This is a genomic window from Flavobacterium sp. IB48 (assembly GCF_016405855.1).
Taxonomy (GTDB): Bacteria; Bacteroidota; Bacteroidia; order Flavobacteriales; family Flavobacteriaceae; genus Flavobacterium; species Flavobacterium ginsengisoli.
The window spans coordinates 117,060-130,352 of sequence record NZ_JAEFCA010000005.1 but is presented as its reverse complement, the minus strand read 5'-3'; the positions used below and the strand labels follow the sequence as shown (position 1 = coordinate 130,352).

11 protein-coding genes are annotated in these 13,293 nt (G+C 34.2%); 7 read left to right on the top strand and 4 right to left on the bottom strand.

Annotated features, from left to right (window positions below; translation table 11 throughout):
- Nucleotide 1: 1 nt before the first annotated feature.
- Genes JC605_RS16815 through JC605_RS16800 form a run of 4 tightly spaced genes read left to right on the top strand, consistent with a single transcriptional unit; the run spans nucleotide 2 to nucleotide 6,229 of the window.
- The gene (locus JC605_RS16815) at nucleotides 2-1,342 is read left to right on the top strand and encodes a DUF6734 family protein (RefSeq protein ID WP_198857308.1); all 1,341 of its coding nucleotides are present in this window, start codon (nucleotides 2-4) and stop codon (nucleotides 1,340-1,342) included.
- Between the two features lie 7 nt (nucleotides 1,343-1,349).
- Nucleotides 1,350-2,678 (top strand): DUF6734 family protein, encoded by a 1,329-nt coding sequence (locus JC605_RS16810; protein ID WP_198857307.1) that lies wholly within the window; start codon nucleotides 1,350-1,352, stop codon nucleotides 2,676-2,678.
- Between the two features lie 2 nt (nucleotides 2,679-2,680).
- Complete coding sequence (locus JC605_RS16805; RefSeq protein ID WP_198857306.1) at nucleotides 2,681-4,900, top strand: peptidase domain-containing ABC transporter; 2,220 nt, start codon at nucleotides 2,681-2,683, stop codon at nucleotides 4,898-4,900.
- Nucleotides 4,901-4,936: 36 nt separating this feature from the next.
- A complete protein-coding gene (locus tag JC605_RS16800) occupies nucleotides 4,937-6,229 on the top strand; it encodes an HlyD family secretion protein (RefSeq protein ID WP_198857305.1) in 1,293 nt (430 codons plus the stop codon).
- Nucleotides 6,230-6,608: 379 nt separating this feature from the next.
- On the opposite strand, the gene JC605_RS16795 is transcribed toward JC605_RS16800, so the two are convergent.
- Nucleotides 6,609-6,800: a cold-shock protein gene (locus JC605_RS16795; RefSeq protein ID WP_198857304.1), complete on the bottom strand. Its 192-nt coding sequence runs from the start codon at nucleotides 6,798-6,800 to the stop codon at nucleotides 6,609-6,611.
- Between the two features lie 377 nt (nucleotides 6,801-7,177).
- On the opposite strand from JC605_RS16795, the gene JC605_RS16790 reads away from it, so the two are divergent.
- Nucleotides 7,178-7,648, top strand: a complete 471-nt coding sequence (locus tag JC605_RS16790; protein ID WP_233074145.1) for a response regulator — start codon at nucleotides 7,178-7,180, stop codon at nucleotides 7,646-7,648.
- 80 nt (nucleotides 7,649-7,728) lie between these two features.
- On the opposite strand, the gene JC605_RS16785 is transcribed toward JC605_RS16790, so the two are convergent.
- The 3 genes from JC605_RS16785 to JC605_RS16775 form a co-directional block, all read right to left on the bottom strand.
- Complete coding sequence (locus tag JC605_RS16785) at nucleotides 7,729-8,037, bottom strand: hypothetical protein (RefSeq protein WP_198857303.1); 309 nt, start codon at nucleotides 8,035-8,037, stop codon at nucleotides 7,729-7,731.
- A gap of 607 nt (nucleotides 8,038-8,644) precedes the next feature.
- Nucleotides 8,645-9,349, bottom strand: a complete 705-nt coding sequence (locus tag JC605_RS16780; protein WP_198857302.1) for an SDR family oxidoreductase — start codon at nucleotides 9,347-9,349, stop codon at nucleotides 8,645-8,647.
- 720 nt (nucleotides 9,350-10,069) lie between these two features.
- Nucleotides 10,070-11,356 (bottom strand): hypothetical protein, encoded by a 1,287-nt coding sequence (locus JC605_RS16775; RefSeq protein ID WP_198857301.1) that lies wholly within the window; start codon nucleotides 11,354-11,356, stop codon nucleotides 10,070-10,072.
- A gap of 468 nt (nucleotides 11,357-11,824) precedes the next feature.
- On the opposite strand from JC605_RS16775, the gene JC605_RS16770 reads away from it, so the two are divergent.
- Nucleotides 11,825-12,217 carry a carboxypeptidase-like regulatory domain-containing protein gene (locus JC605_RS16770; RefSeq protein ID WP_198857300.1) on the top strand — a complete coding sequence of 131 codons (393 nt, stop codon included), beginning with the start codon at nucleotides 11,825-11,827 and terminating at the stop codon, nucleotides 12,215-12,217.
- A gap of 223 nt (nucleotides 12,218-12,440) precedes the next feature.
- Nucleotides 12,441-13,292: an AraC family transcriptional regulator gene (locus JC605_RS16765; protein WP_233074144.1), complete on the top strand. Its 852-nt coding sequence runs from the start codon at nucleotides 12,441-12,443 to the stop codon at nucleotides 13,290-13,292.
- The last annotated feature ends 1 nt before the right edge of the window (nucleotide 13,293 follow it).

Below are 13,293 nucleotides of genomic sequence, written 5' to 3'. Positions count from 1 at the left end.
AATGAAAATCATACAAAGCTTTTGGTCCGGAAATCAGAAGAAGATAGATGCCGGGTACGGCTGGTCCAAGTCTCAGTATCATTGGATGGGATGGATACTCAGTGTAAATCAATTAGTGAAGTATTATGATAGGGTAGAGCTTTATACGGATGATTTTGGATATGAGATTCTCATTGGCAAGCTGCAATTGCCCTATACGAAAGTCCATGTGGTTTTAAATGGTCTTAATGAATATCCGGCGGAGCTTTGGGCTCTGGCAAAGATTAAAGTTTATTCACTACAGGAAGAACCGTTTATTCATGTTGATGGCGATGTTTTTGTATGGAGCGAATTTTCAAATAATTTAAAAACAGCTGCATTAATTGCCCAAAATAAGGAAATAACCACAAATTACTATCATTTTATGTGGAATAGTATAGTTCCTTTTTTATCTTATATTCCCGTTGAGATTGAGGATTTTGGCAAGAATGCTTCAAATTTTAGCGCTAATATGGGAATTGCCGGAGGCACAGACATTTCATTTTACAAACGATATGCAAAAAAAGCTTTTGAGTTTGTTGAAAAGAACAAACGGATCTGGACTGATATAAATCTATTTAATTTTAATATTTTTTTTGAACAGGTTCTTTTTTATAAAATGGCCGAGATCGATAGTTTGCCGATAGCATATTTATTCTCTGAAATTTGGGAAGATAATTTATATAAAGGTTTTGGAGATTTCCATCATGTTCCCCACCCAAAAACGTATCTGCATTTATTGGGAGATTTTAAAAGAAACATCTCTGTGTGCAAAGCAATGGAAGGATATGTAATGAAATTTTACCCGAAATATTACTCCCGGCTAATGAAACTATATCTCTTAGAAGATGATGCTGCAATAGGGAAGGTTCATACTTTGAATGATAATATTGTAGCTCAATTATTAGAGGAGTTTGAGTCGGATGTTCGAGAGAATAAATTTTCGGAATCTGATTTTCTTTTAAAAAGAGACCTTAATAATGTTAGTTTGAATAGCGACTATAAAAATTTTTTAGAAGAAGAAAATGATTTTATAATAGTTCGTTTGCCTGGCTTTAAAATTGTGGAAAAAGATGAAATAAAAACACTTGAAATAGAAGAATGCAATTCAGATTTAAGAATTTTTGAGTTAGATCAGATAGATGAAATTCTCATGGAGGAGCTGCTGGCTCCGATATCTTATTTCAATCTTATTAGCCAAATGAATCTGTATTTGGAAGATGAGGACCATCAGGAGGCCGTACAGGAAATGGAGGCTGTCATAAAGGGTAAAATTGAAATATACATCACTTTAAAAATCATTGGCATTCACAGCTTTAATTGAATAAAAAATGAAAATTATACAAAGTTTCTGGAGCGGAAATCAAAATAATTTTGATAATTCCGGAGGATGGTATTCTTACCGATACCATTGGATGAGCTGGATTTTGAGCTGTCATCAGCTCATTAGATATCATGATCATGTAGAATTGTATACGGACAGCTTCGGCTATAAAATTTTAATTGAAAAATTAAAGCTGCCCTATACCAAAGTCCATGTCACTTTAGACGAAGCCAATGGCTATCCAAAGGATTTTTGGGCAATTGCAAAAGTCAAAACTTTTCAAAAACAAAACGAACCTTTTCTGCATGTCGATGGCGATGTTTTTGTGTGGAGTTCCTTAACAGACCAATTTAAGAATTCAAATTTAGCTGTTCAAAGCATGGAAGTTACGGATATGTATTACCGCAACATCTGGAAAGACATTTATCCAGAATTGGTTTATCTGCCAGAAGAATTGCATAAATTTCATAACGACCAAAGCAATATTTCATACAATATGGGTATTGTAGGAGGAAATAATATGAGTTTTTTTAAAGACTACTGTGAAAAAAGCATTGATTTTGTCGATGCCAATAAGGTTTCCTGGGACCAGATAAACGGTTTGCATTTTAATGTGTTTTTTGAGCAGCTTCTGTTTTGCAAGCACGCAGAATCAATGAAGCAGGAAGTTGAATTTTTATTTCCTGAAATGCCGGTTGACAATGAATATTTCGGTTTTGCTGACTTTCATGAAGTTCCTGACAAAACATATCTGCATTTGCTGGGGAACTATAAAAAAGAGCCTGTAATATGCAAATTTATGGAAAGCTACATCATGAGAATTTATCCGGAATCTTACGCAAATCTTGGAGCATTAATCAATGAGTTTAATGGAAGGGATTCAGAAATTGAAATTCTAAATTCAGAAATTGTTCAGGAATTGTTGGATGAATTTCACCTTGAATTGCAAAACGATAGCTTTGATTCGACTCGCTTTTTGCTAAAAAGAGATCTCTACAGTGTAGATCTGTATAAAAAAATAGATGTTTTTTTTAACGACAATAGGGATTTTAAGATTGTAAAATTAAATGGTTTTGAACTAAAGGAATCTGCTTCAGATCAAGACTGCATAATAATTGAAGAGCTTAATGCGCCTTTTAGAGAATATGAATTGGATGAATTGGATGAAATTTTATTAGAGGAACTAAAAATTCCGGTTTCCTATTTTCATCTCGCAGAAACTGTAAAAGAATATTTGGAAGATGATGACCAGGAATCTGTCAATGAAATTTCGGAACTATTAAAAACGAAACTTAAAAATTATATTAAGTTGAAAATAATCAGCATACACAATTAATTTTGAAAAAATTCACCAATTATATTCAGGCTGACTCTAAAGATTGCGGAGCGACCTGCATAAAAATTATTGCCAAACATTATGGCAAAATTATTCATATTCAGGATTTAAGAACTTACAGTGAAACCAATCGAGAAGGCAGCAATTTACTGCTATTGAGTGACGCTTGCGAAAAGATCGGTTTTAGAACATTAGGCGCAAAACTTAGCTGCGAAAAACTAGACGAGATTCCCCTGCCATGCATCCTGCACTGGAATAAAATCCATTTTGTCGTATTGTATAAAGTTAAGAATAGGAAATATTTTATATCAGATCCGGGATTTGGCTTACTGGAATACGATGAAGAAGAATTCATAAAATTATGGATAGGAAGCAACTCAAATCGTGAAACCGAAGAAGGAATAACGCTGTTATTAGAACCAACTCCACTTTTTAGCGAAAATGAAGAAAAGGGGCATGAAGAAAATAGATTTGGATTTTCATTATTATTTAGATACATCATTCCTTATAAAAGATTTCTGGTTCAGTTAGCGGTAGGATTGCTGGCAACAACAATGCTGCAGTTAATTTTTCCATTTTTGACGCAGAGCATTGTTGACGTTGGAATACAGAACCAGAATATCAACTTTATTTATCTCATTCTCTTTGCCCAGCTTTTTTTATTTATTGGTAAAACTGCGCTGGATCTTATACGAAGCTGGATTATGCTTCATATGTCGGCAAGAATCAATATATCTTTGATTTCGGATTTTTTCATAAAATTAATGAATCTGCCTATTTCGTTTTTTGATGTCAGGATGACTGGCGATATTATGCAGCGCATTAACGATCATCAGAGAATTGAAAATGTTTTAACTTCTTCATCGCTAACCGTTTTATTTTCGATAGTCAACATGATTATTATGGGCGGTGTGCTAGCTTATTACAGCGCCAAAATATTTGTTGTTTTTTTCTTAGGAAGCGCCTTTTATTTTTTATGGATCATATTGTTTTTAAAAAGAAGATCGGTTTTAGATTACAAAAGGTTTGCAGAAGTAAGTCAGGAGCAAAGCAAGGTGATAGAATTAATAAGCGGAATGCAGGAAATCAAGCTTCACAATGCTGAAAAGCAAAAAAGATGGGGTTGGGAATTTATTCAGGCCAGACTGTTTAAAGTATCAGTTAAAAGGCTGGCTTTAGAACAGGCCCAAATTGCGGGATCGAATTTTATTAATGAAATAAAGAATATAATTATAATTTTTTTATCTGCTAAATTTGTTATTGACGGACAAATTACTCTTGGTATGATGCTCGCCATAAGCAGTATAGTTGGAGGTTTAAACGGACCTATAGTGCAAATCATCACTTTTGTGAGAGAAATTCAGGACGCAAAAATATCTCTGGCGAGACTATCTGAAATTCACGAAAAAGAAGATGAAAGCCAGCAGGAAGAATATCAGACCCATGAACTGCCTTCTCAATTCGATATTTTAATTAATAATCTGTCGTTTCGGTATGCAGGTTCCAATAATACCGTTTTAGATAATTTAAATCTGCTGATACCGGCTAACAAAATAACGGCTATTGTCGGTACAAGCGGAAGCGGAAAATCCACCCTGATGAAATTATTGTTAAAGTTTTATGAATTGGAAAATGGCGCAATTACACTGATGCCTAAATCGCTGGATGAACAGAACAATGCCATTGATTTAAAAAACATTGCTCAAAAAGTATGGCGCAATAATATTGGAACAGTAATGCAGGAAGGTTTTATCTTTAATGACACCATCGCTAATAATATTGCAGTTGGAGCTGATAAGATTGATAAGGATAAATTAAAATATGCGGCAGAAGTGGCCAATATATCTGGCTATATTTTAGGGCTTCCGTTAGGCTATAATACTAAAATTGGAAGTGAAGGCACAGGTATGAGCACAGGACAAAAACAAAGATTGCTTATTGCGAGAGCCGTATATAAAGATCCTGAAATTTTATTTTTTGATGAGGCAACTTCAGCTTTGGATACCAACAATGAAAAAGTTATAATGAAGAATTTATCAATTTTTTTCGAAAATAGGACAGTGGTAATCATAGCCCATAGATTAAGCACAGTGATCAATGCGGATAAGATAGTGGTTCTGGACAAGGGGCAGATTATTGAGGTTGGAACCCATCAGGAATTGGTGGGATTTCAGGGGGCTTATTATGAATTGGTTAGGAACCAGTTAAATTTAGGCTCTTAATCCGCATCCAAACTAATTTAAAAGACTTGACACGATATGCCCGAAAATAAACAAATTGAATTAAGAAGCGAAGAAGTTCAGGACATCCTTACCAAAATGCCGCACTGGATGATACGTTGGGGAGCCGTTTTAATATTTGCAATACTTTTTATGCTTTTTTTTGTGTCTTGGTTTATTAGATATCCGGATGTTGTCAATGCCGAAATCGTAATTACAACCAATATTCCGCCAGAAAGAATAGTTTCAAAAACATCAGGGCGTATTGAAGCAATTTTGGTTAAAGATAAATCAATCGTGGAGAAAGATGCAATTTTGGCAGTTATTGAAAATGCAGCCAGCTATAAAAATGTTTTTTTATTAAAAAAAATAATCAATGATTATAGCATTAGCGGCACAAAGATAGATTTTCCGTTTAAGCTGCTTGAAAATGCACAATTTGGAGAAATTGAAAATGCGTATGCCGCTTTTCAAGAAGACTATCAGGCACAGAAATTAAATGAAAATCTGCATCCTTTTGAAGTTGAAAGCAGAGCGCAGTTATCTGAAAAAAATCAGATACAGGAGCGGCTGAAAATTCTGCAGCAGCAAAAAGCTTTAAGCGAGGGGGAACTGCAACTCAAAAAAAATGAAATTGCCCGTTTTGAAACCCTTTTCAATAAAGGAATCATTTCAGTTCAAGAGATGGAGACCAAGAATTTAGGATATCTTCAGGCCCGAAAAGACTATAAAGGCATTTTGACATCTATTTCTAATCTCGAATCGTCTTTGATAGATAACAGAAAATATAGCCAAAGCTCCTCTATAAGCAATGCAAAAGAGAATGCCAACCTGCGGCGTGGTACAATGCAGTCTTTTTATCGGCTAAAAAAAGCAATAAAAGACTGGGAGCTGAATTATACGGTAAAAGCATCTGTAGGAGGAGTTGTTACATTCCTGCAGGTATGGACAGAAAGCCAAACGATAAATGCTGGGGATAATGTGTTTTCAGTAATTCCTGCTTTAAAAAATGGTTATATAGGAAAAGTAAAAGCGCCTGTTTTGAATTCAGGAAAAATAAAAGTGGGACAGAAAGTAAATGTCAGACTGGCAAATTATCCAGACAGAGAGTTTGGCGTATTGCACGGCAAGGTTAAGAATATTTCTCTGATTCCAGATAAGGATGGCAATTTGCTATTGGATGTGGCTTTACCTGATGGATTGCGCAGCTCTTACAAGAAAGAAATTTTGTTTCGGCAAGAAATGAAAGGAAGAGCAGAAATTATAACGGAAGATTTGCGTTTGCTTGAGCGGATTTTATATCAATTCAGGGATGTTTTTGAGCAACCTTAGAGTCATATCAGCTTATGCTGACTGACAAATGCTATTCTGTGCCATGCAAAAAAATGAATGACCATCCCACAGTTTTTTTCTAACCTTAAAACCCCTTCGGATATTCTTTTTAAGTTAATGGACTTGGTTTTAAAATACTGGCATCCATTATATGCTTAAAGATATTCTTTCTTTCTTTCTTTCTTTCTTTCTTTGTAACGCCATGCATTTTTTTTCGCGGCAGCAAAAAGCTTTTTTGAATGCAGCCTGCTTTTTTGTCTAAGGGCTTGCCTGATTCTTTTTTTTAGTAGCCGTAATTTTCCTGCTAAACTGCTCTTATTAAATAAAAAAGCACCTGTTTTTTGGACAGGTGCTTTACAAACTAGTACTATAGTATATATTATGCTACGATTACGTTTACTGCGTTCGGACCTTTTCGGCCTTCTTGGATGTCATATCGAACTGAATCGTTTTCACGGATGTTTTCCGATAGACCTGAGGCATGGACAAAAATTTCGCTTCCTCCATCATTAGGAGTTATAAATCCGAATCCTTTTTCCTCATTGAAAAATTTTACTGTACCTTCTTGCATATTAAATATTTAATTAGGACAAATGTACTCTATTAAATGATAGCAACTTAGGAAATAGTTTTTAATTATGTTTTAATTAACTTTAAGTGCAGACAGTCCAATTTGATGGAATATGAGGAATCTTTGAAATAAATGTAACTCATCTGATCTGGATTTTTTTTAAAATTAGCGTTTTCAGCTTTTCTTGAAAGAGCGGTTATGCTTGGAGATATTCCTTGAAGGAGTAGGTTTTGAATAGGATTTTGGGTTTTAAAATTATTTAGGCATTAAGAAAACTTACATGTACTTTTTTGTTGTTTTGTTCTTTTTACTTTAAAGTGAAAAAAAATTCTTACATTTATATTTACTATATGTATTTCAAGGATATTCAACACCTTATGGATTATACTGATATGTTGCACGAACCTTTACATAAACTTATTTATTTAGCAGAGGATGATGAGGATGACAGAATTTTATTTTTGGAAGTCCTTAAGGAAATCCATCCTGAGATTGGCGTAAAGGTATTTGAAGACGGCCAGCGACTTTTAGACAGTCTTCATGAGGCAGAAAATGACAAGCCTAAAATCCTATTCCTAGATATAAATATGCCCTGCAAAAATGGTTTTGAATGTCTAAAGGAGATAAAATGTAGAGTAGGATGTTTGAGTGGGGTAAAAATTATTATGTTTTCTACCAGCAGCAGTACATTACATATTGAACTTTCCTATAAACTAGGAGCTGATGGCTATGCTATTAAGCCAGGCTCATTTAACGAACTTAAGGATTTGCTTCAAGAAATTATAGCAATAGACTGGAGCAAAGCCTCAAGAAATAGAACAGAATTCGTTTTGGATAGCAAAAAGTAAAAAACAAATGAAAACTTAGCTGCGCTTAGTGATTCTTTGAAGCTATTTTTTTTATGCAAGACTATCTGACTCAAATTAATTTATACTGCAACTTCTTTTTCAGCGGAAGCTAAATGGGCAGATTCTTCAATAGGAGTTTTCAAAGAAGCCTCTTCTGCTTGGATTTCTTCAGTAGGAGTCTGCTGAACATTTTTTTTCATAAGAATATAAAAATCCCTTAGGTGCCACCATGCTGGACAACGATCGATAGGACCGTTAAAGTTTCGAATACCAATGTAACAGCTTTTTAGGAATAACCGAGTATCGGTAATCTTTGCCCATCCTGTCCATTCCACAATTTCAGGCGGTGGATTATTCTCAAAATGGCGTTTTATCTCTTCGTAATTCATGCCGCAAAATTAGATAAAAACTATGCATAAGGCAAGGTATGCGATTGGGTTTATGCTTTATTAGCTATGGGGCTGTGCTGTTTTTTAGTTCACTGTTTTGAAACCCAGATTATTGGGAACAAGATTTTTTCAGTTTATTTTTTATTAAACTTAATTTTTGGCTGTTTGCAATGCTAAGCTTAGAATGATGTAATATTATTAGCAGATTCTGTAAGCTTTTATATTGATATTGCAATAAATTTGTTTCTATACTGGTAATGATACTTTATTATCATTCAGAAAAAGTAACAGGGGACCGGCGGGTTCGTCTGAAGGTTCTGTACAATGATTTAGTTAGTTACCGCATACCATTTCAGGCACCCGCCGGCTGCCGAATAACTCCTTAAATATTTAAGGAGTTTTTTTTTATTTTGGCAGATAATCTTCTGTAGAAAAAGGTATCATTTTTATGTTGCCATATTTTTTTCTTTTTAAAGACTTTTTAAGTTTGATTGGTTTATCAAAGGTTTTGGTTCTGAAATCATTACAGTTGGTATCTGCATTTATTCAATATTGTTTTAAAAAAAACAGCCTTTTGAGCTGTTTTTTAATTGAAAGAGAATTTTATCTATTTGGTTTTCGTCGGACGAATCTCTATTTTGCTCGGTAGAACATTAGGGTTCATTTTTAGGAGATCTACTACCATCTGTCCGATATCTGAGGGTTGGATTTTCCAATTGTCATCTTCATTTGGCGTATGGCCGTTAAAATTTGAAGTAACCGATCCTGGCATAATGGTGGTACACTTTACATCATAATCACGCAGATCTAACATCGCAGCTTGGGTAAAACCCACCAGTCCGAATTTTGAAGCATTGTAGGCAGCACCTTTTGCAAAGAAATTGGTGCCTGCAAGTGATGCTATTGATATGTAATAGCCTTTGTTTGTTTTTAGTTGTCCGCTAGTTGCTTTTAAGGTATAGAAAGCTCCTGTCAGATTAGTATCAATCATTGCGTTCCAGTCCTCTAAGGACATTTCGTCTACGGGAGCAAATTTACCTATTCCAGCATTAGCAATAACAATATCGAGTTTTCCAAATTCAGATGTAATCTGTTCAACAGCTTTGAGCTGGTCATTATAATTTCTGACATCAGATTCTAGAATAAGGACATTCTGGCTTCCTAATGCTTGCTGCGCCTTTTCAAGCGTCTTTATATCTCTTCCTGAGATCGCTACTTTTAGCCCGTTCTGAACTAAAGCTTCTGCAATGCCAAAACCAATGCCTTTTGTCGCGCCGGTTATGTAGGCAACTTTGTTTTCTATGTTCTGCATTTTTATAAGATTAATTTAAGTTCTTTTTATTGCCTTTTCTATGGCAGCTATTTTGTATGTACTGTTAAAAAAACATACAGTTTATAAAAATACGATAAATTTCTAGTATTGTAGTAATAAGGCAGGTATCTAAAAATATAAATATACACTGTTTAAAGCACCTCGAATATTAACAAGTACTCATGTTAATCAACATCTAACTGTCTTTTATTAATGAGCCTTTAAGGGCAGTTTTTACATATGTTAGTAACACTATTATGGTTTTAAAACAATTGTATATTTGTAAGAAAATAGGTGTAAATACGTGAAATTAACCCGATGTAAAATTTTACATTTGGCTTTTGAAAGAGAATTTACAGATACAGAATATACAAATATTTAGGTTTTAATTTTTTAAGGTTTTATGACAGATAGATATCATGAGATTATAGCAGGAGAGAAAGCGGCTTTAAAACTAAAGCTCTCAGAGATTAGGCGCCGCCACAATAAAGAACTCTGTATTTTATTTGCAGCATATGTCTTGATTTTGTTGTGTATGATCTTCTTTTTACTTCCGCTCTCATAATGCGTTTGTTTGATAATAGCATATTAGAAGTTTTCGTGGTTTTACTAAGAAGAAAGGAATTTTGCTGAGCAATCTACTTATTTAGAGGGAAACAAAAAAGGAAACATCCGCAGGGATATTTCCTTTTTTTATTGTTTAATGGAAGATATTTGAATTTATCTACCGCTAGATGCTGTAATTTTTCCTAACTGCAATCTGAAGTCTGGTCTCTTTGCATTGCTTATGTCAACAAAAGTTTCTTTATTGTCGGTTTGCGAATATACATTTTGGAATAGGTTGTTGCCATACCAGTTTTCTAGATCAGAATTGTCTGTTTTATTTTCTGTAAAGATGTTACCCGTACATTGGTTGAAAAACATTTCTTCAAATTTGATCTTCTTTAAGTTATCTGCATTTACTGCCATTTGGCTATCTAATAATACAGCTGGATTAAAACCTGAAATCACACTTCTTTTAAGCTCAAGAGAAGCATTATCAGCTACATAAACAGCTTCTTTTATAAGACCAGCCTGAATATCAGCTTTGATATTATCACTGTCATTTAAAAGTGTAAGGTTTGAAGCAGAAACGAAAGTTGACTTTCTAGTAAAATCAGTTTCGCTCTTCTTTTCGTATGCTTTTACCTCAAGACATCTTGAACCGTCTCTGTTACTTGAAAGATAAGAAGATCTAACCGCTAGAGAATTAAACAAACGGCATTGAGCACCTTGTGTGATTTTAAAATCGTCGTTTATAGATTTATATGAAACCAGTTGTGAAGCATTTACATCTCCACCATAAAAAGCAAATGAATCGCCTCCTGAGAAGCTCACCATAATGTTTTCTAAAACAGTTTTGTTTCCAGCTCCAGCAACAGTTAATCCATTAAAGCTATCTGCTCCTTTTACTTTTCGGCCCGCAAATTCAATTCGAACAAATTTGAATATTCCAGAGTTGCCAGCTGCATTGTCTCCTCCGTATGCGGTAAGTGAAGGATCAAGATCCATAGTGTATGAGCCAGCTCCACCAAATTTATTGATAGGGGCATCACCAAGGATTACTACGCCACCCCAGTCGCCCGCTTTTTTCATGCTTGCGTTTGAAGTGAAAATAATAGGATCAGTTTCCTGTCCTTCTGCTATGATTTTTGCTCCTTTTGTTATGATAAGAGTTCCTTTGCTTGCTGCATCTCCAATAATTACAGTACCAGGATCAATTGTTAGAATTGCGTTATTAGTAACATATACATTTCCTTGAAGGATGTATACATTTTTTTTCATCAGCTTAGTGTTCTGAGTGATATTTCCAGCCAGTATCTGGTTGGCATCTTTAGACTCCGTCTTTTGCGGTTTGAATTCTGTCCAGTTGTCCAGCCAGTTCGCATATCCGATAATTCCTTTTTCCTGCTGCGCGTTCACGCCTACGGCAATCAGCAGGCACATCATTAAAGTAATTTTTTTCATAGTCTTGGGGCTATTTGTAGTGGTATTTTTTTTGGCTCTTTTTAAACAGATTATAAAGTTTTTAGCTTTTGTGGTCGCTGGGAAGAAAATGTCTGACTAACAACTACAAGAAAATTTAAATCTTTTTTCTGAAGAACCTCTAACAAAAATACGTAAAATCATGAGACTTTACAGGGCTTTACTTATATTTAACATTTGTTGAAGCTAAGTTTAACAATGAGTGACATCTTTCTTTCTTTTAAATTTTTTAAATCATGATTTTAGCGCTGAAGGATAGGTAGTTAGGATAATTTATTAGTTTTCATTGAATTTTAGCTTTCTTGCTAGCGTTTAAAAACTTTTATCATATTATTTTCATTTCTGTTCCAACCTTTTAGGCCAAGTAACAATCTATTATAGTAAGGGAAACAAAAAAATATTCTTTTTTGTGAAAATTCTGTCTTTCTTTAATCAAAAAATATATTTCTAATGAAACTTAGATTTTGCCTGTTGTATTGCCTTATATGCATTTTTGCATCTTGTTCAATTCAAAAAGATTTAAAATCAGATATTAAAATTGCTAAAACAGTTAGCGGAATTGTAATGGATAAAAATGGTCCGTTGCCTGGAGCTACTATCACTGTGAAAAACCAGAGAAAGGGAACATATGCAGACTTGGATGGAAAATTTGAAATTAGCTTAAATGAAAATGATGTATTAATTGTGGGCTTTATAGGTTTAGAATCAAAAGAAGTCACCATTACTGCTAAAGATTATTATGAAGTAAATTTAGAAGCTTTTAAGCCTTTTGTAAGTCGCAAAGAAAAAAGAAGAATAAAACGGGAGATGCGAAGAAACGGATTTTATATTTATCCAGATTAATGCCCTTGATGTTTCTTAAGTCGAGATTTTGATGAGGTTTTATTTTACCGACAACAATATGCCTCGATTCTGTTGCAATAGTTTTATGCAGTTTTACACATAGTGAAAAATATATTAAGAAAAGCAACCTAAAAATTGTCTGGCCTTGCTTTGGTTATCCTTTGCTTTTTTGTGTAACGCAATAATAGTTAACTTTGTTTTACTGCAATAGAGACAAATGCATATGAAGATAAAGCCGATCCCAGTAAATACATTACCACCTGATTTTAATGAGGGCATCATAATTGGAAGAAGGTTCTTGAATGGCGCACCGGATTCTAAAGAAACGGAAAGATCTCATCGAGATTCTGGATTTACCTTTATTGTGCAAGAAAAAGGGAGTACTCATATGGAAATTGATTTTCAGAAGATGGAAATCAAAGCACCTTCGGTTATTTTTATCCATCCAAACCAAGTGCATCGTTTAATCTTATTTGAAGAAGCTATAATTACGAGTTGGATAATGACAGTAGAAAATCTTCGTCCTGATTATTTAAAGATTTTAGAAGATCTTGTTCCTGTAAATGTACTTCCTGTCGAAGTAGATGTTCTATCGATAGTAACTGAAACGGCTTTACTCTGTGTTAAAATGTCTGACAGAAAAGGGGAAAAACTATATGGTTCAATTGTAAACGAATTTGGCAATGCATTGGTCGCATTAGTCGTATCACAATATTTAGCCGAATCAAAAAGAAATGAGAACTATTCAAGGTTTGAAATTATCACTAAAGCATTTATGACCGCCTTAGAATTGAATTTTACAATCGAAAAAAGTCCAAGTTCCTATGCTGAGAAATTAAATATCTCAACGCCTTATTTAAATGAATGTGTTAAAGCTAAAACAGGCTACTCGGTTTCACATCATATACAACAGCGTATTGTGCTAGAAGCAAAGCGCTTGCTTCATCATTCTGATCAGTCTATTAAAGAAATTGCAACAGAATTAGGCTATGATGATTATTCTTATTTTACCCGTTTGTTTTCTAAAATAACCAAAATGACTCCATTGGCATTTCGAAATCAAAACCGCGATTAGT